19 protein-coding genes are annotated in these 24,307 nt (G+C 70.6%); 11 read left to right on the top strand and 8 right to left on the bottom strand.

Annotation, left to right across the window (positions count from 1 at the left end):
- Positions 1 to 113: 113 nt before the first annotated feature.
- Genes secD through ACIF9R_RS29885 form a run of 4 tightly spaced genes read right to left on the bottom strand, consistent with a single transcriptional unit; the run spans position 114 to position 4,602 of the window.
- Positions 114 to 2,453, bottom strand: a complete 2,340-nt coding sequence (gene secD, locus ACIF9R_RS29870; protein WP_399985497.1) for a protein translocase subunit SecD — start codon at positions 2,451 to 2,453, stop codon at positions 114 to 116.
- A gap of 42 nt (positions 2,454 to 2,495) precedes the next feature.
- A complete protein-coding gene (locus tag ACIF9R_RS29875) occupies positions 2,496 to 2,894 on the bottom strand; it encodes a hypothetical protein (protein WP_399985498.1) in 399 nt (132 codons plus the stop codon).
- Positions 2,895 to 2,914: 20 nt separating this feature from the next.
- On the bottom strand, positions 2,915 to 3,610 hold the full coding sequence (locus ACIF9R_RS29880) for a response regulator (protein WP_399985499.1): 696 nt from the start codon (positions 3,608 to 3,610) through the stop codon (positions 2,915 to 2,917).
- A complete protein-coding gene (locus tag ACIF9R_RS29885; protein ID WP_399985500.1) occupies positions 3,607 to 4,602 on the bottom strand; it encodes a HAMP domain-containing sensor histidine kinase in 996 nt (331 codons plus the stop codon). The genes ACIF9R_RS29880 and ACIF9R_RS29885 overlap by 4 nt, the downstream gene beginning before the upstream one ends.
- 272 nt (positions 4,603 to 4,874) lie before the next feature.
- On the opposite strand from ACIF9R_RS29885, the gene ACIF9R_RS29890 reads away from it, so the two are divergent.
- From ACIF9R_RS29890 to ACIF9R_RS29915, 6 genes are all read left to right on the top strand, one after another.
- Positions 4,875 to 5,198 carry a TraR/DksA family transcriptional regulator gene (locus tag ACIF9R_RS29890; RefSeq protein ID WP_399985501.1) on the top strand — a complete coding sequence of 108 codons (324 nt, stop codon included), beginning with the start codon at positions 4,875 to 4,877 and terminating at the stop codon, positions 5,196 to 5,198.
- Between the two features lie 46 nt (positions 5,199 to 5,244).
- Complete coding sequence (locus tag ACIF9R_RS29895) at positions 5,245 to 5,613, top strand: TraR/DksA family transcriptional regulator (protein WP_399985502.1); 369 nt, start codon at positions 5,245 to 5,247, stop codon at positions 5,611 to 5,613.
- A complete protein-coding gene (locus ACIF9R_RS29900; protein ID WP_399985503.1) occupies positions 5,610 to 6,413 on the top strand; it encodes a rod shape-determining protein in 804 nt (267 codons plus the stop codon). The genes ACIF9R_RS29895 and ACIF9R_RS29900 overlap by 4 nt, the downstream gene beginning before the upstream one ends.
- Positions 6,414 to 6,558: 145 nt before the next feature.
- Positions 6,559 to 7,182, top strand: coding sequence for a hypothetical protein (locus ACIF9R_RS29905; RefSeq protein ID WP_399985504.1), 624 nt, complete (start codon positions 6,559 to 6,561; stop codon positions 7,180 to 7,182).
- A 285-nt stretch (positions 7,183 to 7,467) separates the two neighbouring features.
- Positions 7,468 to 8,478 (top strand): glycoside hydrolase family 11 protein, encoded by a 1,011-nt coding sequence (locus ACIF9R_RS29910; protein WP_399985505.1) that lies wholly within the window; start codon positions 7,468 to 7,470, stop codon positions 8,476 to 8,478.
- A gap of 25 nt (positions 8,479 to 8,503) precedes the next feature.
- A complete protein-coding gene (locus tag ACIF9R_RS29915) occupies positions 8,504 to 9,520 on the top strand; it encodes a polysaccharide deacetylase family protein (protein WP_399985506.1) in 1,017 nt (338 codons plus the stop codon).
- Positions 9,521 to 9,596: 76 nt separating this feature from the next.
- Here ACIF9R_RS29915 and ACIF9R_RS29920 read toward each other — a convergent pair whose 3' ends face one another.
- Together ACIF9R_RS29920 and ACIF9R_RS29925 are read right to left on the bottom strand one after the other, a co-directional pair.
- On the bottom strand, positions 9,597 to 10,238 hold the full coding sequence (locus ACIF9R_RS29920; protein WP_399985507.1) for a dienelactone hydrolase family protein: 642 nt from the start codon (positions 10,236 to 10,238) through the stop codon (positions 9,597 to 9,599).
- Positions 10,239 to 10,252: 14 nt separating this feature from the next.
- A complete protein-coding gene (locus tag ACIF9R_RS29925; RefSeq protein WP_399985508.1) occupies positions 10,253 to 10,660 on the bottom strand; it encodes a DUF2267 domain-containing protein in 408 nt (135 codons plus the stop codon).
- A gap of 53 nt (positions 10,661 to 10,713) precedes the next feature.
- On the opposite strand from ACIF9R_RS29925, the gene ACIF9R_RS29930 reads away from it, so the two are divergent.
- Positions 10,714 to 11,124, top strand: coding sequence for a DUF6343 family protein (locus ACIF9R_RS29930; RefSeq protein WP_399985509.1), 411 nt, complete (start codon positions 10,714 to 10,716; stop codon positions 11,122 to 11,124).
- A gap of 51 nt (positions 11,125 to 11,175) precedes the next feature.
- Here ACIF9R_RS29930 and ACIF9R_RS29935 read toward each other — a convergent pair whose 3' ends face one another.
- Entirely contained in the window at positions 11,176 to 11,913 is a 738-nt protein-coding gene (locus tag ACIF9R_RS29935; protein WP_399985510.1) for a nitroreductase family protein, read from the bottom strand.
- Between the two features lie 213 nt (positions 11,914 to 12,126).
- On the bottom strand, positions 12,127 to 14,118 hold the full coding sequence (locus tag ACIF9R_RS29940; RefSeq protein WP_399985511.1) for an N-6 DNA methylase: 1,992 nt from the start codon (positions 14,116 to 14,118) through the stop codon (positions 12,127 to 12,129).
- 153 nt (positions 14,119 to 14,271) lie between these two features.
- Here ACIF9R_RS29940 and ACIF9R_RS29945 point away from each other — a divergent pair, with 153 nt between their 5' ends.
- The 4 genes from ACIF9R_RS29945 (at position 14,272) to ACIF9R_RS29960 (ending at position 24,290) form a co-directional block, all read left to right on the top strand.
- Positions 14,272 to 15,213 carry a serine/threonine-protein kinase gene (locus ACIF9R_RS29945; RefSeq protein WP_399985512.1) on the top strand — a complete coding sequence of 314 codons (942 nt, stop codon included), beginning with the start codon at positions 14,272 to 14,274 and terminating at the stop codon, positions 15,211 to 15,213.
- A 98-nt stretch (positions 15,214 to 15,311) separates the two neighbouring features.
- Positions 15,312 to 16,574 carry a protein kinase gene (locus ACIF9R_RS29950; RefSeq protein WP_399985513.1) on the top strand — a complete coding sequence of 421 codons (1,263 nt, stop codon included), beginning with the start codon at positions 15,312 to 15,314 and terminating at the stop codon, positions 16,572 to 16,574.
- 136 nt (positions 16,575 to 16,710) lie between these two features.
- Positions 16,711 to 19,965, top strand: coding sequence for a DISARM system SNF2-like helicase DrmD (drmD, locus tag ACIF9R_RS29955; RefSeq protein ID WP_399985514.1), 3,255 nt, complete (start codon positions 16,711 to 16,713; stop codon positions 19,963 to 19,965).
- Positions 19,962 to 24,290: an Eco57I restriction-modification methylase domain-containing protein gene (locus ACIF9R_RS29960; protein WP_399985515.1), complete on the top strand. Its 4,329-nt coding sequence runs from the start codon at positions 19,962 to 19,964 to the stop codon at positions 24,288 to 24,290. Before drmD ends, ACIF9R_RS29960 begins: the two co-directional genes overlap by 4 nt.
- The last annotated feature ends 17 nt before the right edge of the window (positions 24,291 to 24,307 follow it).

Consider the following 24,307-nt stretch of genomic DNA (forward strand, 5'->3'; position numbering starts at 1 on the left):
CGCAGCAGGACCGGTGCGCCGGCGGTGCGGGAGCCGTGGGGTGGCTGCGGGCCGGCCACGCGGCAGCCCGCCGCCGTTCCCGGAACCGGGAACGGCTGCGGGCTGCCTGTGGGTCACTTGCCCGTGCTGGTGGCCTCGGCCCGGCCGGGCTCCTTCGCGGCGCCGGACTTCGCCCGCGCGGAACCGGCGCGACCGCGACCGCGACCACGGCTCCGGCCCCGCCCCCGGCCGCCCTTGCCGCCGTCACCGGCGAACGCGTCGAGCTCGATGGCGAGCGGCGAGGCGGTCAGGACCGACGAGTACGTGCCCACGAGCATGCCGATCAGCAGCGCGAGCGCGAAGTCGGTGAGCGAGTCGCCCCCCAGCAACGCCAGCGCGGCCAGGATGAAGATCACACCGATACCGGTGTTGACCGTACGGGGCACCGTCTGCAGGATCGCCAGGTTGGTCACATCGGCCAACGGCGCCTTGCTGTCCTTCCGCCACAACTCGCGGATCCGGTCGAAGACCACCACGGAGTCGTTCACCGAGTAACCGATCACGGTGAGCAGCGCGGCCAGGAACACGCCGTCGATCGGCTTGCCCAGCCAGGCGAAGATTCCCGTGAGGATGATCACGTCGTGGGCCAGTGCCGCCACCGCCCCCGTACCGAACATCCAGCGGAACCGGAAGGCCAGGTACACCAGCTGCGCGGCGAGCGCCAGACCGAGCGCGATCAGCGCGTTGCGGCGCAGCTCGTCACCGAGGCTCGGGCCGATCAGCTCGTCACGCACCTTCTCCGCCCCGCCGCCGACCTCGGCGATGGCGTCGGCGACCTTGACCGCCTCCGCGTTGGTCAGTTCCTCGGTGCGCACCGTCAGCTTGTCGTCCCCGGAGGACTGCACGACCGCCTGCGGGAATCCGGCGTCGGCCAGCGCCTCCCGGGCCCGGTCCGGGTCGACGGTGGTGCTGGTGGAGTACTCGATCAGGCGGCCACCGGTGAACTCCACGCCGAAGTTCAGCCCGCGCACCACGATGCCCGCGCCGGTGATGACCAGCACGACGGCGGACACCGCCAGCCAGCGGCGCGGATGCCGCATCAGCTGCGGGTTGCGGCGGGTGAGGTACGTACGCACGCGTCCGATCGACGCCAGACCGGTGAAGGCCGGCCGCCGGTGCACCCACTTGCGTTCCACGGCGAACTCGGCCAGCACCCGGGTGATCACCAGGGCGCTGATCATGGACGCGACGACACCGATGGCCAGCGTGACACCGAAGCCCTTCACCGGACCGGACGCGAGCAGGAACAGCAGCACCGCCGCGATGAGCGTGGTGACGTTGGAGTCCGCGATGGCGCTGAACGCGCCCTTGAAACCGGCGGTCAGGGCCGAGCGGCTGCTGGGCCGGTTGCGCTTGCTGTACTCCTCACGCGCCCGTTCGAAGACCAGCACGTTGGCGTCCACCGCCATACCGATGGCCAGGACGAAACCGGCCAGGCCGGGCAGGGTCAGGGTCGCGCCGAGTGCCGCGAGACCGGCGTAGGAGATCAGGCCGTAGCAGACCAGGGCCAGGGTGGCCAGGACGCCCATCAGCCGGTAGACGACGATGATGAAGATCGCGGTCAGGGCGGTGCCGACGACGGCGGCCCACGCGCTGGCCTCGATGGCCTCCGCGCCCAGCGTCGGCCCGACGGTCCGCTGCTCGACCGTCTCGACCGGCACCGGCAGCGCGCCGCCCTTGACCAGCAGGGCCAGCTCCTTGGCCTCGTCACTGGTGAAGGAACCGGTGATCTGGGTGGACCCGCCGGTGATGCCCGCGCCACAGGAGACGGACGGGTCGACCTGCGGCGAAGAGATGATCTTGTTGTCCAGGACGATCGCGACCCGGCGCTGCGGATCCCCCGCGGGGTTGCAGGCGGCGTCACCGGTCAGCTTGGCCCAGCCCTTGTCGTCCTCGAAATCCACGGTGACGTGCCAGCCCGCGCCGGTCTGCTGGTCGAAACGCGCCTCGGCGTCCTTGACGTCCTGGCCGCTGAGCGCCGCGGGGCCCAGCCGGAGCCGCTCGCCGGACTCGTCGGCCAGGATTTCCTCGCCCTTCTCCTTCGGCTTGTCCGTCGGGGCGGCGGCGCCGAGCACCGGATGGACGGAGAGCTGTGCGGTACGGCCGAGGACGTCGGCGGCCTGCCGCGGGTCCTGCAGACCGGGCAGTTCGACGATGATCCGGTTCTCACCGGAACGGACGATGCCCGGTTCGGCCACCCCGAGCGCGTCGACCCGGCCGCGCAGCACCTCCAGGGTGCGGTCGGTGGCCTCCCCGTCGGCCTTCACGGTTTCGCTGTCACGGGTCTCCAGCACGATCTGGGTGCCGCCCCGCAGATCCAGGCCCAGACGGACCGGAACGGTGACGGCGATGAACACGGATGCGGCGATCACGGCGAGCGCGAACAACGCCCTGACGCGGGCGGGACGTTTCACAGATGCCTCCAGCAGGCACGCGGAAAAGAGGAAAAGGGGATCTCAGGCGCTGGAGGCCGCGGGCGGTGCCCGCCCCGGATTCGACGGCATGTGCGCGGCGGCGGGCGGCGCGTGTCCGGCCACCGGCGCGGGCCGCGCCGGCCGGGGCGGTATCCGCGGGGTGTGCGCCGCGGTGAAGAGCAGATGCCCGGCGTACACCGTCCGCTCACCGGCGTCCCGCTCCAGCCGGGTGAGCAGCGTGCGGGCGCAGACGTAGGCGTCGTCGCTGTACGGACGGGTGTCGGAGGAGTACGACGACGGGACCGGTGACGCCGGCAGGACGGAGGCCGGGGCCCCGGCGCGGGGGACGAACTCGGCGCCGCCGGTGACCCCCAGCGCCAGCAGCACGGCCGCGAAGGCGGCGAAGGCCGCCGCGGCCGCGCGGAACGGAGAGCGGGACACCTGTCCCCGCGGGTCGCCCGTCAAGGTTCGACGAGCCCGGCGCGGATGGCGTAACGGGTCAGCTCGAGACGGTCCCGCAGTCCCAGCTTGTTCAGCAGGTTCTCCCGGTGCCGCTGCACCGTCTTGATGCTGATGAACAGCAGCTCGGCGATCTCCTTCGACGAGTGGCCCTCGGCGACGAGCTTCAGCACCTCCTCCTCACGGGGCGTCAGCAACTGCTCCGGCGCCTCCTCCCCGTGCCGCACCCGGTCCAGGTAGTTGCGGATCAGGGCGGTCACCGCCCCCGGGTACAGGAACGGCTCGTCCCGCATCGCGGCCCGGCAGGCGGCGACCAGATCGCGGTCGGCGACGGACTTCAGCACATATCCGCCGGCGCCCGCCTTCAGCGCCTGGAACAGGTACTGCTCGTTGTCGTGCATCGTCAGCATCAGGATGCGCAGCCCCGGCTTCAGCGCGGTCAGCTCGCGGGCGGCCTGCAGACCGGTCAGCCGCGGCATGGCGATGTCCAGGACCGCCAGGTCGACGTCATGGGTACGGGCCATGGCGATCGCCTCCGCACCGTCACCGGCCTCGGCCACCACCTCCAGATCCGGCTCCCGGTCGAGGATGAGCCGGACGCCGCGCCGCACCAGCGCGTGGTCGTCGGCGAGCAGAATCCGGATCTTCGGCTGCGTCCCCGGGTCGGCCGGGTCGGCGGGGGTTTCCTGATGGGTCATGACTGCTTCCTGACGGTGGGCACGGCGAGCCGGATCCGTGTCCCGTTTCCTGTTGCGGCGGCCGCGGGGGCCCTGGAGGTCGTGTCCGGGCTGGAGATGTCCAGCCTGGCCCCGATCAGCAGCGCCCGTTCCCGCATTCCACGAAGACCGGCACCCTCCTGCGCGGCACCGATGCCGCGCCCGTCGTCGGCCACCTCGAGGACCACATTCCCCTCGGCACCGCGCAGGCTCACCTCCACGTTCCGTGCCTCCGCATGCCGGGCGGCGTTGGTCAGACTCTCCTGCGCCACACGGTAGATCACCAACTCCGACTCGTGGTCGAGCACGGGCAGATCCGCGTCGAATCGTCGCCGCACGCGCAGCCCGGTGTGCGTGGCGAACTCGGTGGCCAGCGACGTCACCGCACTGACCAGACCGAGATCGTCCAGCACGCCCGGACGCAGCCGGCGCACCAGCCGACGGACCTCGTCGAGGCTCTCCCGGGTGATCTCCTGCGCCTGCTGGAGCTCACCCCGCAGCGGTTCCTCCGCCTCGTCCGCGGCCCGCTTCAGCGCCAGCAGCACCGCCGTCATGCTCTGCCCGACCTCGTCGTGCAGCTCCTGGGCGATACGCCGACGCTCGGCCTCCTGGGCCAGAATGGCGCGGGCGCTGCTCGCGACGCGTTCGCCCTCCAGCCGCTCCAGCATCGCGTTGAAGGCGCTGACCAGCTCGGCCACCTCACCGTTACCGCGCACGGGCAGCCGCTGACCGGGGCGCAGCAGGTCGACGGTGGTCATCCGCCGGGTCACCCGGTCCAGCGGGGCCAGCCCGATGCGCAGCAGGGCCGCGTTGGCGACGAGCATGACGGCCATCCCGCCCACGAGGATCACCGCCTCGGTGAGCAGAACCGGTACGGACACGGTCACCGGAGCCCACAGCAGCAGCGCGGTGGCGAAGCCCAGCACCACCGCGTTGAGCCCGAAGATCCGCCAGTACAGGGACACCGAGGTCACGCCTTCCTCTTTCTCGTCTGCCTCTACTGTCGGTCACCGCGCCCGCTTCCGCGGCGTCGGCCCCCTTGTCCCGGGCGGACAGCGGCCAGCGTGCACGCCGAAAGCCCCCCGCGTCGATGGGCCCCACGCCCCATTTCCACCCGCCCGCCGGACCCACGCCGCACGGGGTGGGTCCTCGGACCCGGCACAGATGGGTACCGCGCCCGATGGGCCCCACGCCGGAAACGGGCGAGGGTGAGGACATCACCCGTACGTCCTGAGGAGGACCCTCCGTGTCGCTCGACCTGCCCCGCACCGAACCGCGAACCGCACACCCGGCCGCGGACGAGGTCCGTCAGCGGCTCGAACACGCCCGCACGACCCGGCTGGCACAGCTCAAGGCGCTCGACGAAACCGGGCAGAGCCCCGGCGACCACCTGATGTCGAACCAGCAGGATGCCATCAAGCGCGTCCTCGCCGAGATCGACGAGGCCTTCGCCCGGGTCGAGGCCGGAACCTACGGCACCTGTCTGGGCTGCTCGAAGTCCGTCCCGCCGGAGCGGCTGGAGATCCTCCCGCACACCCGCTACTGCGTGGCCTGCCAGAGCCGCGCCTGACCCCCTCACGTCCCTCGTTCCCTCCCCGCTCTGCCCAAGGGGTGCAGTGGTGACCCACCAGACCATCGACGAGCCCCACACGGTCCTCACACCCGAGGACCTTGCCGCGCTGCGTGAGAACCTGCACGAACAGCGGCTGTTCCGGCAGGAGCAGCTGCGGCAGTTCGCCTTCTCGACCCGGGCCGACGACCGTCGCCGCCGGGCGGACGCCGCCCAGATCGAGGTCGGCGTCAAACTCGCCGCCTCCGCGCGCATGGTGCTCGCCGATGTCGAGGCGGCACTCGCCCGGATGGACTCGGGGGACTACGGCATCTGTCATCTGTGCCGTCGCCCGGTCGAACGCCACCGCCTGCTGATCGTCCCCCAGGCCCGCTACTGCGGGCGCTGCCAGCAGGTGAGGGAGGCCGGCCGGTGACAGCGATCCGGCACCCCCGGCCGGCACCCGTACGTCACCGGCACTGGCCGCTGTGCCGGCGCTGCTCAGGGATCGCTCTCGACCTGGGCAGCGCCCGCACCCGCGCGTGGATCGCGGGGCGGGGCATGGTCCTCGACGTGCCCACCGTGACCTTCCCGGGGACCGGTGCCGTCCACCCCATCCAGCGCGGCACCATCGTCGACACCGCCGGCACGGCCCGGATGCTGGACCGGCTGCTCGGGCACCGGATGCCCAGGATCGGCCGCCCCCTGGTCGTCGTGACCGCACCCGTGCTGGACGGGCTCGCCTTCCGGACCGCGGCCCGTACGGCCGTGGAAGTCCTCCGTCCGCGCGCCGTACTGACGGTCCCCGGCGCGCGGGCGGTGGCGCTCGCCGCCGGCGCCGACCACATCCGGCCGTTGCTGGTGGTCGACATCGGCGCCCACCTCACCGAGGTGGTGCTGCTCGCGGACGGCGCGGTCACCGATGCCCGCCGCACCGCCCTGGGCACCGGCGACCTGGCCGACGGCTCGGCGCCCGAGCTGATCACCGAGGCGGTGACCGGGATGGTGACGGCCATGCTGCGCCAGGACCGCACCGCGCTCACCCGCACCGCCCTGCGCAGGGGCGTCCTGCTGGCCGGCGGCGGCGCGCTGCGCCCCGACATCACCCGCGACCTGCCCGACAGCCTCGGCTGCGCGGTCCAGCCGGTGCCGTCCCCGCACACCGCCGCCGTCCGGGGCGCCGCCGGGCTGCTCGCCTCGGCGCACCACCACCCCTCCGCCGACGGCACCTTCTGACCCCCTTCCGGCCTCCGCCGGCTCCCGCGGGAGCCGGCGGGATCACGCGCGTACGGGCCGCTCACGCACGTACGAGCCGCTCACGCACGCACGACGGGCGACCTCGTACAGGAGCCGCCGACTCGCACACGAGAGGAGAGACGACGTGAAGGGTGAGATCCCTCCGGCACAGCCGCCCCCCGGCCCTCCTCCGCGCCCCTTGCTGTGGCGCTGGCGGCGCAACCCCCTGCGCCGCCGGACCGACCGCCTCCAGGCGTGGACCGGCCTCGCCGTGCTGATCATCGTGCTGGCCGTGGCGCCCGTGGCCGCCGTCCTCGTCGGCGACGCCGCCCGGGGCCACTACGAGGACATCGCCCGCCACCAGCACCGGACCCGCTACGAGACGAACGCGACGCTCACCGAGAACGCCCCCCGCCACCCGGAGCCGGGCTCGGACGAGGAGAAGCAGACCCGCTACCCGGTCGAGGTCCGCGTCGTCACCCGCGAGGGCCGGACGCGCCACACCCGGGCGGAGGTCGAGCCGGGACTGACCGCCGACAACACCGTCCGTATCTGGATCACCGCCGACGGCGAGGCGACGGACCCGCCGCTCACTTCCCAGGAGGTGCGCAGCCGTGCCGTCGGCTGGGCCCTCCTCGCCGCCATCGGCACCGTCCTCACCGGCGCCGCCGTCCACGCCCTGACCGGCCGGGTGCTGCGCCGCCGCAACCTGTCCCACTGGGACACGGCCTGGGCGGAGACGGCCCCGCGCTGGACGACACCCATGTGAGACGGGGCCACCGGGGCGCGGACCCTGTCGGCGCGGAACGAGCATCCGCATCGAAACATTCGATGATGTGGCATCCGGCTTCGACAATCATCGCGTCTCATTTGCGTCGTTCCTGAACTTGACCGGTTCAGTACATCGTCTGAGCTGCGATGACATGATGTTGAACGCCTTTTTGATCAAGCGAAGATTTCGAAACATTCACCGAAACTGTTGACGCGTTGACGCGCACAGGCCAACCTGTCCGGCATTGACCTCCCCACCGAGCCGTTACAGGAGGCGCACCACATGAATGTGTCCGCCCACCCGAGGGGCCGCAAACGCGGCCGCCTGCTGCTCAGCGTCAGAAGTGTCTGGACCATCGCGCTGGCCGCCGTCACCGCGCTGCTCCTGACCGCCACCACCGCCACCGCCGCCGTCACCACGAACCAGACCGGCACCAACAACGGCTGGTGGTACTCGTTCTGGACCGACGCCCAGGGAACCGTCTCCATGGACCTGGGCTCCGGCGGCAACTACAGCACCCAGTGGAGCAACACCGGCAACTTCGTCGCGGGCAAGGGCTGGAGCACCGGCGGTCGCAAGACCGTCAGCTACTCCGGCAGCTTCAACCCGTCCGGCAACGCGTACCTGACGCTCTACGGATGGACCACCGGCCCGCTCATCGAGTACTACATCGTCGACAACTGGGGCACCTACCGGCCCACCGGCGAGTACAAGGGCACCGTCACCACCGACGGCGGCACGTACGACATCTACAAGACGACCCGGTACAACGCCCCCTCCATCGAGGGCACCAAGACCTTCGACCAGTACTGGAGCGTCCGGCAGTCCAAGCGCACCGGCGGCACCATCACCAGCGGCAACCACTTCGACGCCTGGGCGAGCAAGGGGATGAACCTGGGCAACCACAACTACATGATCATGGCCACCGAGGGCTACCAGAGCAGCGGCAACTCCAACATCACGGTGAGTGAAGGCTCCAGTGGCGGTGGCGGTGGCGGTGGCGGTGGCGGTGGTGGCGGCGGTGGTGGCGGCTGCAACGCAACCCTGTCGGCCGGTGAGAAGTTCGGCGACCGCTACAACCTCAACGTCTCGGTGAGCGGCTCCAGCAACTGGACCGTCACCATGCGGGTCCCCTCCCCGGCGAAGGTCGCCTCGACGTGGAACGTCAGCGCCTCCTACCCCGACAGCCAGACCCTTGTCGCCAGGTCCAACGGCAGCGGCAACAACTGGGGAGCGACGATCATGACCAACGGCAACTGGACCTGGCCGTCGGTCTCCTGCAGCGCCGGCTGACCCCCGTACCAGGAGGACCCCTCACATGAGCACCGGAAAACGACTACCGGTCACCCGGTACCTGGTCCCGGGCCTGGCCGTCGCCGCACTGACCGTGGCAGGAACAATGACCTCGACCGTCAACGCACCCGAGGCACAGGCGGCCGCCTGCAACGGCTACGTCGGACTCACCTTCGACGACGGCCCGTCGACCGGATCCACCACGAACCTGCTCAACGCGCTCCGGCAGAACGGGCTGCGGGCCACAATGTTCAACCAGGGCCAGTACGCCGCCGCCAACCCCTCCCTGGTCAAGGCCCAGGTGGACGCGGGCATGTGGGTCGCCAACCACAGCTACACCCACCCCCACATGACCCAACTCGGCCAGTCCCAGATGGACTCGGAGATCGCCCGCACCCAGCAGGCGATCGCGAACGCCGGCGGTGGCACACCGAAGCTGTTCCGCCCGCCGTACGGCGAGACCAACTCGACGCTCCGTTCGGTCGAGGCCAAGTACGGCCTGACCGAGGTCCTCTGGGACGTCGACTCGCAGGACTGGAACAACGCGAGCACCGACGCCATCGTGCAGGCCGCATCCCGGCTCACCAACGGGCAGGTCATCCTGATGCACGACTGGCCGGCCAACACCATCGCCGCGATCCCGCGCATCGCGCAGAACCTCGCCTCCCGGGGCCTGTGCGCCGGCATGATCTCCCCGACGACGGGCCGCGCGGTGGCCCCCGACGGTTCCGGCGGCGGGGGAGGGGGTGGCGGTGGCGGTGGTGGCGGTGGTGACACGTCCTGCACCGCGACCCTGTCGGCGGGAAGCAGCTGGGGTGACCGCTACAACCTCAACGTCGCGGTCTCCGGTGCGAACAACTGGACCGTGACCATGAACGTGCCGTCACCGGCGAAGGTCATGACGACGTGGAACGTCAGCGCGTCCTACCCGAACAGCCAGACGCTCGTCGCCAAGTCCAACGGCAGCGGCAACAACTGGGGGGTGACGATCCAGACCAACGGCAACTGGAACTGGCCGACGGTCTCGTGCAGCACCAGCTGAACCCCCTGAACCGCTGAACCGCTGAACCGAGGGCGAGCCGCAGCACGCACCACGCTGCGGCTCGCCGCACGCCCTGTCACAGATGCTCACGGAACCAATCGGCGGCGAGCCGGGCGACCTCCTCCAGCGCCCCGGGTTCGGGAAACAGATGGGTCGCCCCGGGCACCACGTGCACGCGGACCTCACCGGACAGCTGCTCGGCCGCCTGACGGTTGAGCCCGAGAACCGCCACGTCGTCACCGCCCACGACGAGCAGCACCGGGGACGCGACCTCCGTCAGCACGTCACCCGCCAGATCCGGACGCCCGCCCCGCGACACGACAGCCGACACCCGCCCGGGACGCTCCGCCGCCGCCACCAGCGCGGCCGCCGCGCCCGTACTGGCCCCGAACAGTCCCACCGGAAGACCCACGGTGTCCGGACGCCGCTCCAGCCAGTCGATCGCGTGCGCCAGCCGCCGTGACAACAGCCCGATGTCGAACCGGTGCTCTCCCGTCAGGGCGTCCTCCCGCTCCTCGTCCTCGGTCAGCAGGTCGAGGAGCACGGTGGCGAACCCCGCCGACCGCAGAGCGGAGGCCACGGCCCGGTTGCGGGGGCTGTGCCGCGAGCTGCCACTGCCGTGCGCGAACAGCACCATGCCGTGTGCCCCGCCCGGAATCTCCAGATCACCGGCCAGAACCGCACCGCCCGAGGGAATCGTCACGGACTCGGACACCATCCCCGGTCACCTCCTCAGCCGGAATCCTCGGCGGCACGCCCGGCGGGCAGCAGCCCGCCGATGTCCTTGGGCAGGGCGGCGGCCACCTTCTCCGTCAGCTCCGGGGCCAGGGCGGCGTCCAGCACTTCCAGTACGGCGGCGGCCTCCCGCAGCGCCGCGTCCTCGTCCGTCTCCGCACGCCCGGCGATCCGTCCGACGAACGTCGTCAGATCGAAACGCTCGTTCTCGGCGACGGCCTCCCTGGCCTGCCGCATGGGGGCCGCCAGGGTCGGTGGCAACTGGGCGGCCACATGGCCGGTGAGCCCGGACGGCAGCCGTTCGGCCAGTGTGGTCAGCACGGCACGGGTCGCCCTCTCGGCGGATCCCCGGTCCGGCAGCCGGGTGAGAGCCTGCACCTTGCCGATGATCTGATCGTGATGCATGAGGCGATGTCCTTCCTCACGGCGCGGTCACCGCGGACGAGTACCCACCACGGATGCCCGGACACCGGTTTGCCCTCGCCGCGGACGGCTACCCGGCCCCACCCGACGCGGCCGAGGAGGTGTGCGGCATGCGCGACGAACGCACCGACCAGGGCAGGAGGCCGGTCTCCCGTGCCCGCTCCGGCACGGTCGGGCGCCGCTTCCCCCGGACCGGCACCGAGCCGGTCACCGCCCGCAGCCCGCTGCGGCTGCGCCTCCTGCTCGCGGCCCTCTTCCTGCCCCTCTTCGTAGCGGGCTGCGCCCTCTTCGCCGTCTGGGCCGCCGGCGCCGACCCGGGCGACAGCCCCAGCCGCGGCCCGCTGATCTTCATCTCGGCCGTCTGTGGATTCCTCGCCCTGACGGCCCTGCTGGACCTCGTCGTCGTCCTGCGCCGCCTGCGCCGCGAACGGGGAAGCGGCCGCTGAGACGAGCACCGGGCGGGTGCGGAACCGCCGTACCCGCCCGGCTGCCGTGACCTACCAGCGGTTCCGGTGCACGACCTCCGCCACCGGGCGGCGGCTCACCGGACCGAACCTGCCGCGCGGCCAGCCCACCGGAATGGCCGCGAACGTGTTCATCTCCTCGGGAATGCCGAGGACCGCCTTCCACTCCTCCTCCAGGAACACGTGCCAGAGGGTGATATTGGCCGCCAGACCCAGGCCGCGCGCGGCGAGCAGCAGGTTCTGCACACCCGGGTAGACGCAGGAGCCCTCCGCGAGGGCGGCGAAGCGCTCCTGGATCCGCCCCATACGCGCCGTCGCGTCGGGCCCGAGAGCCTCAGCGTACCGCTGCAGTCCCTCCTCCTCGATCCTCGGCTCAGGGAACTGGTAGCAGGGGATGATCAGCGCCGGCGTCTGAGCGAAGTGGTCCCGCTGGTACTCGATGGCGGCGACCATGCGCGCGTACGCCGCCTCGTCCATCCCGGCAGGCGCGTACTTACCGGTCGTGGCCAGATAGGCGTCCACGCATCGCTTCCACAGCGGCGCGAGCTCGGCCATCACCGCGGGGTCGGTGACCACGACGTACTCGTACCGCTGCATGTTGCCGCCGCTGGGGCCCCAGACGGCCGCCTGTATCAGCCGGTCCAGGAGTTCGTCCGGCACCGGGTCGGGCCGCAGGCGCCGCATGGCCCGCATGGTGGACATGGTGGAGAAGAGCGACGGCTCGGCGGTGTCGCCGGCCGGGGCCTCTGACAGTGCGTCTGGAGTATGCATGATCGCGAGTGTAGGTACTGCGTACGCCGGTAGGCACCATCTACCCCAAGAGCGACTCCTCTTGACGAGCCGTCACCGATGCGAGGCGCGGTCGGATCTCGTCGAGCCCGCCAGCCGCGAGCAGTTGGGACACGAACGCCGATGCCCGTGTCGCCCACGGACACGATCACGCGGCGATCAACAGCGAAGATGACGCCGCGTCGACGAGCAGTGTCAGACGTCGAGTCCGCCGACCGCGAGCAGGTCGGCCACTCCGCTCACCAACGCCCTTCCCGTCTTCCCGGCATCGGTCAGCCGCGCCTCGAAGATCCACAGACTCCGGAACACCTCCGCATAGACCGCTTGTTGCTCCAGCGGCAGCTGGAGCACGTGCAGCCGCCGGATGTCGACCCGCGACGAACTGGACGCGTGAGTTCCCGCCTGACGCCCGTTGGAAGGCGCCCGCAGACAGCCGGCCAGGAAGTGGGCGTCCAGCTTCGCCGGATCCACCCGCAGGGCGTGGAGCTGGGCTCCCAGGGCCGTCGGCGGCCCGTCGTGCACCCACGCCCGGTACGCCCGCACGACTCCGGCGACCACGACGTCGCCCTCCTCGACGACCACGGGCGCGCAGTCTTCGGCGACGAACCCACCGGGAGTGCCGTCCGCCAGCAGATCCGAGACGGTGAGCAAGGGTACGGAGCCGCGCCCCGCCGCCCGCGTGCCGTTCTCCGGCGGTTGCTGCCCGGAGCGCAACGACAGCGCCCCGGCCTTGACGAGGTCTCCCACACTGACGGTCGTCGGCGCCCTGCCGATCTCGAACTTCAGCTCGGAAAGCCGCTGGGCCCGATCGGCCAGGTCGGTGAGTGTCGTCCCGACCTCCTTCCAGGCCGCCGCCAGTTCAGGACCGGACGGTTCGGCGGACACGGACGCGTAACGCCCGGGGGTCACATCGACCTCGTCGTCCAGGAGCTCGATGAGGGGTACACGGACGGCGCCGTCCGGGAGATCCACGTCGGGACGGTCGAGGCATTCCAGTGCGGAGAGGACGAACGCCTGGAGCGGTTCCCAGTCGGGGCCGGAGTCACGCGTACCGCTCCTGGAGAAGCGCGTCGCGTCGACGAGTAGCGCCTCCTGGCCGGGCGGTACCGCGCCCGGACCGTCGGGAGCGGCTCGGAGGACCCACAGTTGCAGTGAGACGGAATGCGGTTGCGCGCTGCCGGGAGGCAGGGCCACCACGGCACGAAGTGCACCGGTACGCAGCAAGGACCCTCGGATACGCCGTCCCGCTTTACGTGAGGCGACCGCCGGCGGCAGGACGACAACCGCGGCACCGCCGGGCTTGAGATGGGCCAGCAGGTGCTGCACCCAGGCCAGTTCCGGCTCGGTCCGCGGCGGAAGACCATGGGTCCAGCGCTGGTCGGTGGCCAGTTCCTCGTAGCCCCAGTCACGTTCGTTGAACGGCGGATTGGACAGGACGACGTCCGTCCGTACGCCACGGAACGGATCGTCGCGCAGAGAATCCGCCGTGACGATCTCCGTACGGGCGTCGTGCTCGTCCGTGAGAAACGCGAGCCGCACGGACGCCAACGCGGAGAGGGCGGGGTCCCGTTCGCACGCCAGCACCGACAAAGGGCCGTGGCCTGCGGCCTCCAGCACCGCCGCAGCCGCCAAATGACCAGTACCGCAGGCCGGATCGAGAACGGTGAGCGGTGCGTCGCGCTCCCCGATACGGACACTGAGCGCGATCCGCGCCATCAGGGCGGCGAGAGGCCAGGGCGTCGTACTCAACTGACGCACATGGGTCTCCAGCCACCGCTGGAGCAGGAACTCGAACGTCTCGCGCGCCCCCTCGGCCCGCCCCAACTGCGCTGCCTCGACCGCCAGTTTCTCCGCCTCCGGGGTGAGGTCGTGGTGTGCGGTGCGGGCACGGGGCGACCGCATGCGGTGAGCCGCCTCGGCGATCGCCAGCCCCGACTCGTCCCGGCTGCCCAGTGCCTCGAAGCGGGGCCACAACAGCTCGCGCCCTCCGACGGAGTCGAGCTTGCCGTTGTCCCGCAGCCAGAGCTCGACCTCCGCCAGGGAGAACTGCGGGCTGACATCCGTGCCGCCGATGCGCGACGGGAAGGAGTCATGGCGCCGCCGCCAGTTGCTCACCGCGGCCCGCCCCACTCCCGCGATCCGGGCGATCTCGGCGAGGCTGACGGGTACGGACTCGGTTGCACTCATCGACAGTCTCCGAGGTGCTGGGGCGCTGGGGTGTGCGGGCCGGCGGTGGACGGGTCTGCGGGTCGCTCTTCATGAGAGGCTACTACGCTCATTGACTTTGTTCACAGTGCACATGTCCGGAATGGCCGTGCAGGAAGTGTGGAGGACAGAGAAATGCTGGCATTCATGCCGGGAACGGTGCTCCTGGACCGCTACCGGCTCACATCGGTCCTCGGCCGTGGCCAGATGGGGCAGGTGTGGCAGGGGCGTGACCTGCGCCTGGAGCGCCCTGTGGCGGTCAAGACCGTCGCCGCGGACCTGCTCGCCGTCCCCGGGAGCCGGGACGAGGCGCTGAAACGCTTCCAGCGGGAGGCGAAGGCCGCGGCACGCCTCCACCACCCCAACACGACCACCGTCTTCGACGCGTCGATCACGGACGGCACCTGCTGCCTGGTCATGGAACTGATCGAGGGCACCACCCTGGAGTTCCTCTTCGACCAGCAGGACGACGGCCGGTTCGACGTGCCCACGGCCGCCGCCGTCGCGGCCCAGGTCTGTGCCGGCCTGTCGGCCGCCCACGCGGCCGGGCTCGTCCACCGTGACCTCAAGACGCAGAACATCATGGTCCGCCGGGACGGCGTGGTGAAGATCCTGGACTTCGGGCTGGTGAAGGTCCTGAGTGACACCGACCCGCGCCTGACCATGACGGGCGAGAGCATCGGCAACATCGTGTGTGCCTCGCCCGAACTGCTCTCCGGGCAGGGCAGGCTCGACGGCCGCAGCGACCTCTACGCGGTGGGCTGCCTGCTCCACCACATGCTCACGGGTGAGACACCCTTCGCCACGGACCAGCCCGCGCTGCTGGCCTCGCATCATCTGAGCTCACCGCCGCCGGAGATCACGGACGCGGAAGCCGACGTCCCGCACGGCCTGCGGGAGCTGGTCACCGCTCTGCTCGCCAAGCATCCGGACGACCGTCCCTCCTCCGCGGCCGAGGTGTACGCGGCGCTCAGCCCGTACCTGCCGGCTCCCCGCCCCGGACTCGCCGCCCGGCCCTTCGCGCCGGAGGATCCCCGCCGCCCCTTCGTGGTCCCGCAGGGACCGAGCCCCGTGTGAACGGTGAGAAACTGACCGTGTCGGCCGGGCGCGTCACCTCGCCCGGACACATGAGGAGTGAAGGGGCGCCTCGGGCGCCGGGACTGGGGACGAGCGCGATGCGGCGAAGCCTTGGACGGTACGAGCTCACCCGCGAGCTGGGCCGGGGCGGCATGGGGGTCGTGTGGGCGGCCTACGACCCCGACCGCGGCGCCGAGGTCGCCGTCAAGCTCCTCGCGCCACGCGCGGCGGGCGCGGAGTTCACGTCCCTGGAGCGGCGCTTCCTCCGCGAGGCCAGCCTCACCAGCCGCCTGCGCCACCCGGGTATCCCCGCCGTCCACGACCACGGCAGCCACGAGGGGGAGCTCTACCTCGTCATGGACCTCGTCCCCGGCCGGGCACTCGACGCCGTCCTCAAGAGCGACGGCCCGCTGCCCGCCGAGCACGCCGCGGACCTCACCCGGCGCACGGCCGAGGTGCTCGCCCACGCCCACGCCCACAACGTCGTGCACCGCGACCTCAAACCGTCGAACCTGATGCTCACCCCCGACGGCGAGCTCAAGGTCCTCGACTTCGGCGTCGCCGCGGCCCTCGACCCGCAGCCCGGCGAGACCCGCTTCACCGCGGCCAACGCCACACCCGGCACGGTGATGTACATGGCCCCGGAGCAGGCCGTGGGGGAGACGGTGCCCGCCAGTGACCTCTACTCCCTGGGCTGCGTCCTCTACGAGCTGCTGACCGGCGCCCCGCCCTTCGCGGCCGGCAGTCAGTTCCTGCTCTACCACCGGCACGCGCACGACCCCGTACCGCCGCTCGACGAGCGCCGTCCCGGCGTCCCGGCCGGACTGCGGGAACTGGTGGAGGCGCTCCTGGAGAAGAGGCCCGAGGACCGGCCCGCCTCCGCGACCGAGGTGGCCGCACGGGCGGCCGCCTGGGCGCCCGCCCCGGCGCGCTCGCCGAAGCCGGTGATCCCGCACCCCCGGCTGGCCGAGATCGACCGTGTCCGCCGGTCGGGCCGGCCCGCCCGCGCCCTGGAGGAGTACGACGACCTGTTGGCCGCCCCCGCCCTCGCCCGGGCCGACGTCCTCGCCGCCCGCGCCGGGCACGCCTTGTGCGTGGGCGGCCTCGGCCGCACCCGTGAGGCACTGGACGAACTGAAGTCGGTCCTCGCCGAGCAGCGCAGCCTCCTCGGCCCGGAGGACCCCGGCGTGCTGGACACCCGGTACGAGATCGCCGTCCTGCTGGCCCGCACGGGCGAGCGCCACGCGGCGCGGGAACTGCTGAGGCGACTGGCCGACGACGAGGACCGGATCCTCTCCGCCCCCGACCCTCGGCACGGACGCGCCCGCACCCTGCTGGACCGGCTCGCCCGCATCGCGTGACCGGCCGAGCACCCGTACTTTCGTAATCTATGTTCACAGTCAATGCAGCGTGTTACGCTGCGACCGCGCCGCCCGGAGGGGAGACAGGAAACTGTCTACGGACGGCCGCAGGAGACACCCGAGGGGAACAGCGCCCATGACGTCAGCAGCTCAGCGCGACACCGAGCGGACGGGGGCCGAACAGCTCCCCGAGGAGGGCAACCTCGTCGAGGTGCGCGGCCAGTCCTGGGTGGTCGCCCGCGTCGAGCCCTCCCCGGCCCCCGACACCTCCGACGGCCACGCCGAGCGCAGGCCCGCCACCCTCGTCCACATCCAGTCCGTCGCCGACGGCCGCTTCGGCGACACCCTCTCCGTCATCTGGGAGGTCGAGCCCGGCCGCCGCGTCCTGCCCGCCGGCTCCCTCCCCGACGCCTCCACCGGCGCCTACGACTCCCCGAACCGCCTCGCCGCGTTCCTCGACGCCGTCCGCTGGTCCGCCGTCGCCTCCGCCGACGCCAAGACCCTCCAGGCCCCGTTCCGCTCCGGCGTCGCCGTCGAGCCGTACCAGCTGGAGCCGGTCTCCCGCGCCGTCGGCGCGCCCCGCGTCAACCTCCTCCTCGCCGACGACGTCGGCCTCGGCAAGACCATCGAGGCCGGACTCGTCGTCCAGGAACTACTGCTGCGCGGCCGGGCCCGCCGCACCATGGTCGTCTGCCCGGCCGGCCTCACCCTCAAGTGGCGCGACGAGATGGCCGAGAAGTTCGGCCTGGAGTTCACCATCGTCGACTCCGAGCACTGCGCCCGCCTGCGCCGCACCCACGGCACAGCGGCAAATCCGTTCCGCGTCCACCCGCTCACCATCGTCTCCCTGCCCTGGCTGCGCGGCCAGAAGGCCCAGCGCCTCCTCGACGAGGTCATCGGCGCCCCCGAGGAGAGCCCCGACGGCGAGCACAAGCGCTTCTTCGACCTCCTCGTCCTCGACGAGGCCCACCACGTCGCCCCCGCCGCGCCCAAGCAGGTGTACGCGGTCGACTCCCAGCAGACCAAGCTGATCCGGCGCCTCGTCCCGCACTTCGAGCACCGCCTCTTCCTCTCCGCCACCCCGCACAACGGCTACCCCGAGTCGTACACGGCCCTCCTCGAACTCATCGACGACCAGCGTTTCGCGCGCGGCGTCGACCCCGACAAGGAGGCGCTGAAGGACACCGTCGTACGCCGCCTGAAGTCGACGGTCACCCACGCCGACGGCACGCCCCGCTTCCGCACCCGCGTCACGCGCGAACTCTCCGTCGACTACACGCAGCAGGAGCGCGCGATCCACGAGCTGCTCGGCTCGTTCGCCGAACTGCGCCGCAAGAAGCTCACCCCGAAGGCCCGGGGCGGCCGCCGCGCCGCCGACCTGGTGACCCTGCTGCTGAAGAAGCGCCTGTTCTCCTCCCCGGCCGCCTTCCTGCACACCGTCCAGGTCTACCTCTCCCACCTGGACGACACCGGCGGCCCCGCACGCGGACGCGTCGCCGCCGCCGAAGTCCCCGAGTGGCTGGAGGAGTTCGCCGACCTGGTCGCCGACCTCGACGACACCGGCCTGGTCGACGCCGAGGACGACGCCCTGACCCGCTCCACCTCCCTCACCCCGGCGGAGGACGGCCAGGAACTCGACCTGCTCCAGGAGATGGAGCGCTGGGCCCTCACCCACGAGGCCGCCCCCGACTCCAAGGCGGAGGCCCTGATCCGCGAGATCAAGGCCATCTGCCGGACCTCCGACGGCAAGCACTGGACCAACGAACGGGTCGTCGTCTTCACCGAGTACCGCGACACCCAGGAGTGGCTCCACGACCTCCTCCAGGCGGAGGAACTCACCGACGGCGGCCGCGTCGAGCGCCTGCACGGCGGCCTGTCCGCCGAGGAGCGCGAGCGCATCCGCCTCGGCTTCCAGACCGAGCCGTCCCGCCCCGAGGGCAAGGTGCGCATCCTCCTCGCCACCGATGCCGCCGGCGAGGGCATCGACCTCCAGAACCACTGCCACCGCCTGATCAACTACGACATCCCCTTCAACCCCAACAAGCTCGAACAGCGCATCGGCCGCGTCGACCGCTGGGGCCAGAAGAAGGACCCGGAGATCGCCCACTTCATCGGCTCCGGCTGGCAGCAGGCCCAGGCCGGCTCCTACGAGGCCGACCTGGAGTTCCTCTCCCGCGTCGCCAAGAAGGTCGCGCGCATGGAGCACGACCTCGGCTCCGTCAACGCCGTCCTCGCCGACGCCGTACAGCGCCGCATGACCGGCGACACCGGCCCCGTCGACATCGAGAACGCCAAGCCCAAGCCCATCAAGGGCCGCCGCACGGGCGGCGACGTCGCCCCCGAGCAGAACGTCACGGCGCAGACCAAGCGGCTCGCCGACCAGTACGAGGACACCGTCGGCACCCTGGGCCTGACGCCGGTCAACGTCAAGCGCGTCGTCGACACCGCCCTGGCCCTCGACCACCAGCCGCCGCTCCTGCCGTCCATGGTCCGCGCCGAGGACTTCGAACCGGGCGACCTCTTCGACGTACAGCCCCTCTCCGGCAGTTGGGAGCGGGCGACCCGCGGTCTCGCCCACAAGCTCCGCGAGGGCGAGCAGCGCCCGCTCACCTTCTCCCCACAGGTCGCCGCGCAGGGCAGGGACGACGTGGTCCTCGCCCACCTTAAGCACCCGCTCGTCGCCCTCTCCACGCGCCTGCTCACGGCCGCCGTCTGGAACGCCGACACGGTCGGCCTGAACCGCGTCACCGCCGTCGTCACCGACGACCCGGCCGTCACCACGACCCTCGTCTCCGCGTACGCGCGCTACGTCCTCGTCGGTACGGACGGCACCCGTCTGCACGAGGAAGTCCTGTACGCGGGCGGCTGGTTCGGCGACACCGGACGCTTCCGCCGCTGGGAGTCGGTGGGGGAGCAGGGCCGGGTCCTGTCCCAGGCCCTCACCCAGGGCACCGAGGCCGCCCCGCACCTGCGCAGGGAACTCACGGAGGCCTGGCCCAAGCTCCGCGACCCCCTCTACCGCTCCCTGGAGGCCCGCGCCGCCGAACTCGGCCGCCAGTTGGAGAGCCGCCTCGCCGACCGCCGGACCGAGGAGGAGCGCCGCATCACGGCCACCCTCGACCGCTTCGAGAACACCCTGCGCACGAAGCTCAAGGAGGAGGGCGACGGCGAGGGCGAACAGCTCGCCCTCCTGTCCACCCACGAACTGACCGGCCACGAGCGCCGCCAGTTCGAGGAGGACCGCCAGCGCTGGCAGCACCGCCTGGAAGGCCTCCCCGCCGAGCGCGAGCGCGAGCTGGCCGCCATCGCCGCCCGCTACCGCGAGCCCCGCTCGCACCTCTTCCCCGCCGCCGTCGTCTTCGTCGTCCCCGCAAAGGAAGCCCGCCGATGAGCCCCCGCCGCCCCATGAGCCGTGGAGTAGCCGCCGCCAAGGCCCAGGCCGCCGACGGCCGCCGGCAGCACCAGGAGTGGCTGGACCTCACCGAGGTCTCCGGCCCCTTCCTCACGATGCCCGTCCTGCTGCGCGCCTGGCCCCAGCTCGACGCCCTGGAGAAGGACGAGCGGGCCCGCCTGCGCGCCCACCACGCCGACTGGCAGACCGACACCGTCGCCGGACGCGACGCCTGGGTGGCGTACGTCCTGCGCCGCCTGCTCGGCTGGGACGACGCCCTCACCTTCCGCGAGGGCGAGTCCGAGCACCACGGCCTGGACCGCCTCACCCTGCGCGTCGCCGAGCACAACACCGAGGTCCGCCCGGACTTCGCGCTGGTGGAACCGGGCGCCGACCTCGCCGCCGAGCCGGACGTGGAGTCCGCCGCCAAGCGCGTACGGCTCCTCGGCGTCACCGTCCCGGCCGGCACCGCGCCCACCGCGCGGGCGGGCGGTGGCGGCGACTGGGCGGCGGCTCCGGCCGACCGCCTGGCCCGCCTCCTGCGCCACCACGGCATCCCGCTGGGCCTGGTCACCGACGGCCGCTGGTGGTGCCTGGTCTGGGCCCCGCTCGGCGGCGTGACGACCACCGCCGTCTTCGACTCCATCGGCTGGAACGAGGCGGCGGAACGCAACGTCGTCCGCGCGTTCGCCTCGCTGCTGAGCCGCCGCCGCTTCTTCGAGTACGACGAGCCCGAGACGTTGGTGGGGCTGCTCAAGGCCAGCCTCGCGGCGGGCGAGGACGTCACCGAGGCGCTCGGCGTCCAGGTCCGTCAGGCCGTGGAACTCCTCGTCGACGCGATCGGGCGCGCGGACGTGCGCGCCGTCGAGAACGGTGCGGCAGGGCTGCACGCGTCGGGGGTGCCGGCGGGCGAGATCTACCGCGGCGCGGTCGCGGTGATGATGCGCGTCGTCTTCCTCCTCTTCGCCGAGGAGCGTGGCCTGCTCCCCGCCGACAACGAGGTGTACGCGCGCTCGTACTCGGCCCGCTTCCTGCGCGACGAGCTGAAGGCACGGGCGGACGAGGAGGGCGAGACGTCCCTCGAACACACGACGTCGGCCTGGCACCGTCTGATCGCCCTCTTCCACGCTGTGCACGGGGGAGTGGACCACCCGGGCTCCGGCTTCCGCCTGCCCGCGTACGACGGCTCAATCTTCGACCCGGACAAGTACCCGTGGCTGGAGCGCACCACCCCGCTCCTCCCCATCGACGACCGCACGGTCCTGCACATGCTCCAGGCCGTGCAGGAGGTCCGCGTCGGCAAGGGCAAGGACCGCGAGGTCCGCACGCTCAGCTTCCGCGCGCTGGACGTCGAGCAGATCGGCTACGTGTACGAGGGCCTGCTGTCCTTCGACGGGCGCCGGGCGACCGAGCACATGGTGGGCCTGATCGGCCCGGAGGGCCTGGAACACGAGGTCCCGCTGCGGGAGCTGGAGTCCCTGGCGGCGAAGGCGGGCGGCTCGCCGAAGACGCTGGCGAGGTCGATCCACGAGAAGTGGAAGGACCCCAAGCCCCCGGCGACGGCGGGTCAGTTGGAGAAGAAGCTCGCCCCGCTGGGGGCGGAGGAGTCGGCGGAGGCCCGTCGCCGCCTGAACGCGGTGACGAAGGACGCGGCCCTTACGGAGCGCCTGCTCCCCTTCGTCGGCATCCTCCGCGACGACCTGCGCGGCCTGCCGACGGTCATCCCGAACGGCGCGCTGTACGTCACCGAGTCCTCCCTGCGGAAGAACACGGGCACGCACTACACGCCCCGCTTCCTCGCGGAGGAGGTCGTCCTGCACGCGCTGGAGCCCCTGGTGTACGAGCCGGGTCCGCTCCAGACGGCGGACACGGGGGAGTGGCGCCTGAAGTCGGCGGACCAGATCCTGGACCTGAAGGTCGCGGACATCGCGATGGGCTCGGCGGCGTTCCTGGTGGCGGCGTGCCGTTATCTGGGCGACCGCCTCATTGAGGCATGGGAGAACGAGGGCCGCACGGACGCCATGGTCTACCGGGCAGGGCGTGCCGTGGACGCCGTGACGGCGGCCGACGCGGAACAGGACCCGGTGGTGGTCGAGGCCCGCCGCCAGATCATCGAGCACTGCCTGTACGGCGTGGACATCAACCCCATGGCCGTGGAGATGGCCAAGCTGTCGCTGTGGCTGGTGTCGATGGACCCGGAGCGGCCCTTCACGTTCCTGGACGACAGGTTGGTGTGCGGGGACTCGCTGCTGGGCGTGCACAGCATGGAGCAGCTCCAGTCCGTCCACATGAAGCCGCAGGGGCAGACCGACGTCCTGGCCGAGCAGGCACGGGAGTTGGTGGACCAGTTGACACGCGAGCGGTTGGCGATCACTGCCATCAAGGGCGTCGACCTGCCGGCGCTTCAGAAGAAGCGGGAGCGCCTGGAGGAGGTCAACCGGCACTCGCGGCGGCTGCGGCTGGTGGGCGACCTGATCGCGGGGGCGGCGCTGGCTACTTGTGCTTCGGGGCGGGTGCCTTGGTACGAGAAAGACGGGGGCGAGCGGGTTCGGGATCTGTTCCCGCGGGCTGCGTGGGTCGTGCAGCAGATTGTGGCGGACGGGGTCGAGGACGACTCGGATGTGGTGCGCGAGGCACGGGCGACGGCGGAGGCGTGGCTGGCAGCCGAGCTGCCGGACGGGGCGCTGAAGCGACGGCCGGTGCATTGGCCCCTAGTGTTTCCCGAAGTTTTCTCGCGTAGGGGCGGATTCGATGCGATTGTGGGGAATCCGCCGTTCCTTGGCGGGTTGAAGCTATTGCCAGCCCTCGGTGAGTCGTATCGGGACCTCCTTGTAGAGTATCTCGCCAATGGTGTACGAGGGGTTCGTGGGACTGCCGATTTGGTCGCCTATTTCCTTTTGCGCTCTAATGGACTATTGCATGCTCAGGGTCAGGTAGGGATTGTTGCTACAAATACCCTTGCTCAGGGTGACTCGCGTACGGTCGGACTGGATCAGTTGGTTTCTTCAGGTGTGGCAATTCGGCGCGCTATTAAAAGCTCTCCGTGGCCATCCGAATCTGCGGTGCTGGAATATTGCGCAGTCTGGATGAGTAAGGCGGTGCTAGGTGTCGAAGCTGCCTATTTTATTCGGGCGATGCGGGTTTCGGGTGGCATCTCTACGGCGTTGAATCCAGCTACGCGAGTCACTTCCTGGGCGGAGCCGCTGGCTTCCAGTTCGGGTGACGCGTTCGTCGGATCGTTTCTTCTCGGTAAGGGTTTCATGGTCACCGAAGAAGAGGCGAGAGAATGGATTGCTGAAGAGGCTAGATACTCTGAGATCGTATTCCCCTATCTGAATGGCCTAGATGTTAATAGTGATCCAAACCATGCATGTTCCCGGTGGGTAATCAACTTCCGTGATTGGCCGGAAAGTCGGGCGCGTGAATATAGTGCAGCTTATAGACGGGTTAACGATCTGGTTCGTCCAGAGCGGGAAGTCAGTACCGTTGAGGTTAGGAAATCGCGTTGGTGGCAGTATGCCGGTAGAGCGAGAAACCTTTATGACGCGATTCGAGGCATGGCGAACTGTATCGTTCTGACGCGTGTCAGTAAAGTGGTAATGCCGGTTTTGGTTCCTGCAGATCAGATCTTCAGTGATCAGCTAGTCGTTTTTCCGTCTGACCATCCGGAACTTTTGGCAATTCTATCGAGTGCTCCGCACTATTGGTGGGCGTTGGATCGTAGCTCAACCATGAAGGGGGACCTCCGGTATACTCCTACAGAGGTGTTTCAAACCCTTGTCCGCCCGATGTTCAGCGATCGCTTGCGGGCTGCGGGGGAGCGCCTTGACAGCTATCGCCGCACCGTCATGACTGCGCGCAAAATGGGGCTTACTTCCACATATAATTTGCTTCACAGTCCGGACTGTCAGGACCCTGAAATCATCGAACTCCGCCATATTCATGAGGAGATCGACAAGGCGACTGTTGAGGCTTATGGGTGGCATGATCTCCTGGATAATTCCGGTACGACGCCGCCCGCCGACCCCACTCACCAGATCGTGTCCTTGGACCACGGCTTTCACGAGACCGACCAGGGCCCTCGCTATACTATCGGTCTGCTGGCCCGGACCGAGATCATTGACCGTCTACGCCAGTTGAATCACCAGGCGTACGCCGACGAGGTGCATCTCGGTCTGCACAAGGGAGTGACGGAGAAGAAGGCCAGGGAGAAGCACCCCGACCTGCCCCCGCCCTCCCCCGAGGCCGTCCGGAAGCGCAAGGAGCAGCTGGCTGCGCGAGGTGGGTCGGATTTCGGTGAGGGCACCGAGGGTGCCCTCTTCTGAGCCGGTGCCATGACAAC

It is taken from the genome of Streptomyces sp. NPDC086080, assembly GCF_044540255.1.
Classification (GTDB): Bacteria; Actinomycetota; Actinomycetes; order Streptomycetales; family Streptomycetaceae; genus Streptomyces.

Excerpts from the sequence above, each read along its gene's own strand:
- ACIF9R_RS29880 (WP_399985499.1), bottom strand. The coding sequence starts at position 3,610 with ATGACCCATCAGGAAACCCCCGCCGACCCGGCCGACCCGGGGACGCAG.
- ACIF9R_RS29910 (WP_399985505.1), top strand. The coding sequence starts at position 7,468 with ATGAATGTGTCCGCCCACCCGAGGGGCCGCAAACGCGGCCGCCTGCTG.
- ACIF9R_RS29915 (WP_399985506.1), top strand. The coding sequence starts at position 8,504 with ATGAGCACCGGAAAACGACTACCGGTCACCCGGTACCTGGTCCCGGGC.
- ACIF9R_RS29920 (WP_399985507.1), bottom strand. The coding sequence starts at position 10,238 with ATGGTGTCCGAGTCCGTGACGATTCCCTCGGGCGGTGCGGTTCTGGCC.
- ACIF9R_RS29925 (WP_399985508.1), bottom strand. The coding sequence starts at position 10,660 with ATGCATCACGATCAGATCATCGGCAAGGTGCAGGCTCTCACCCGGCTG.
- ACIF9R_RS29930 (WP_399985509.1), top strand. The coding sequence starts at position 10,714 with ATGCCCGGACACCGGTTTGCCCTCGCCGCGGACGGCTACCCGGCCCCA.
- ACIF9R_RS29935 (WP_399985510.1), bottom strand. The coding sequence starts at position 11,913 with ATGCATACTCCAGACGCACTGTCAGAGGCCCCGGCCGGCGACACCGCC.
- ACIF9R_RS29940 (WP_399985511.1), bottom strand. The coding sequence starts at position 14,118 with ATGAGTGCAACCGAGTCCGTACCCGTCAGCCTCGCCGAGATCGCCCGG.
- ACIF9R_RS29945 (WP_399985512.1), top strand. The coding sequence starts at position 14,272 with ATGCTGGCATTCATGCCGGGAACGGTGCTCCTGGACCGCTACCGGCTC.
- ACIF9R_RS29950 (WP_399985513.1), top strand. The coding sequence starts at position 15,312 with ATGCGGCGAAGCCTTGGACGGTACGAGCTCACCCGCGAGCTGGGCCGG.
- drmD (WP_399985514.1), top strand. The coding sequence starts at position 16,711 with ATGACGTCAGCAGCTCAGCGCGACACCGAGCGGACGGGGGCCGAACAG.
- ACIF9R_RS29960 (WP_399985515.1), top strand. The coding sequence starts at position 19,962 with ATGAGCCCCCGCCGCCCCATGAGCCGTGGAGTAGCCGCCGCCAAGGCC.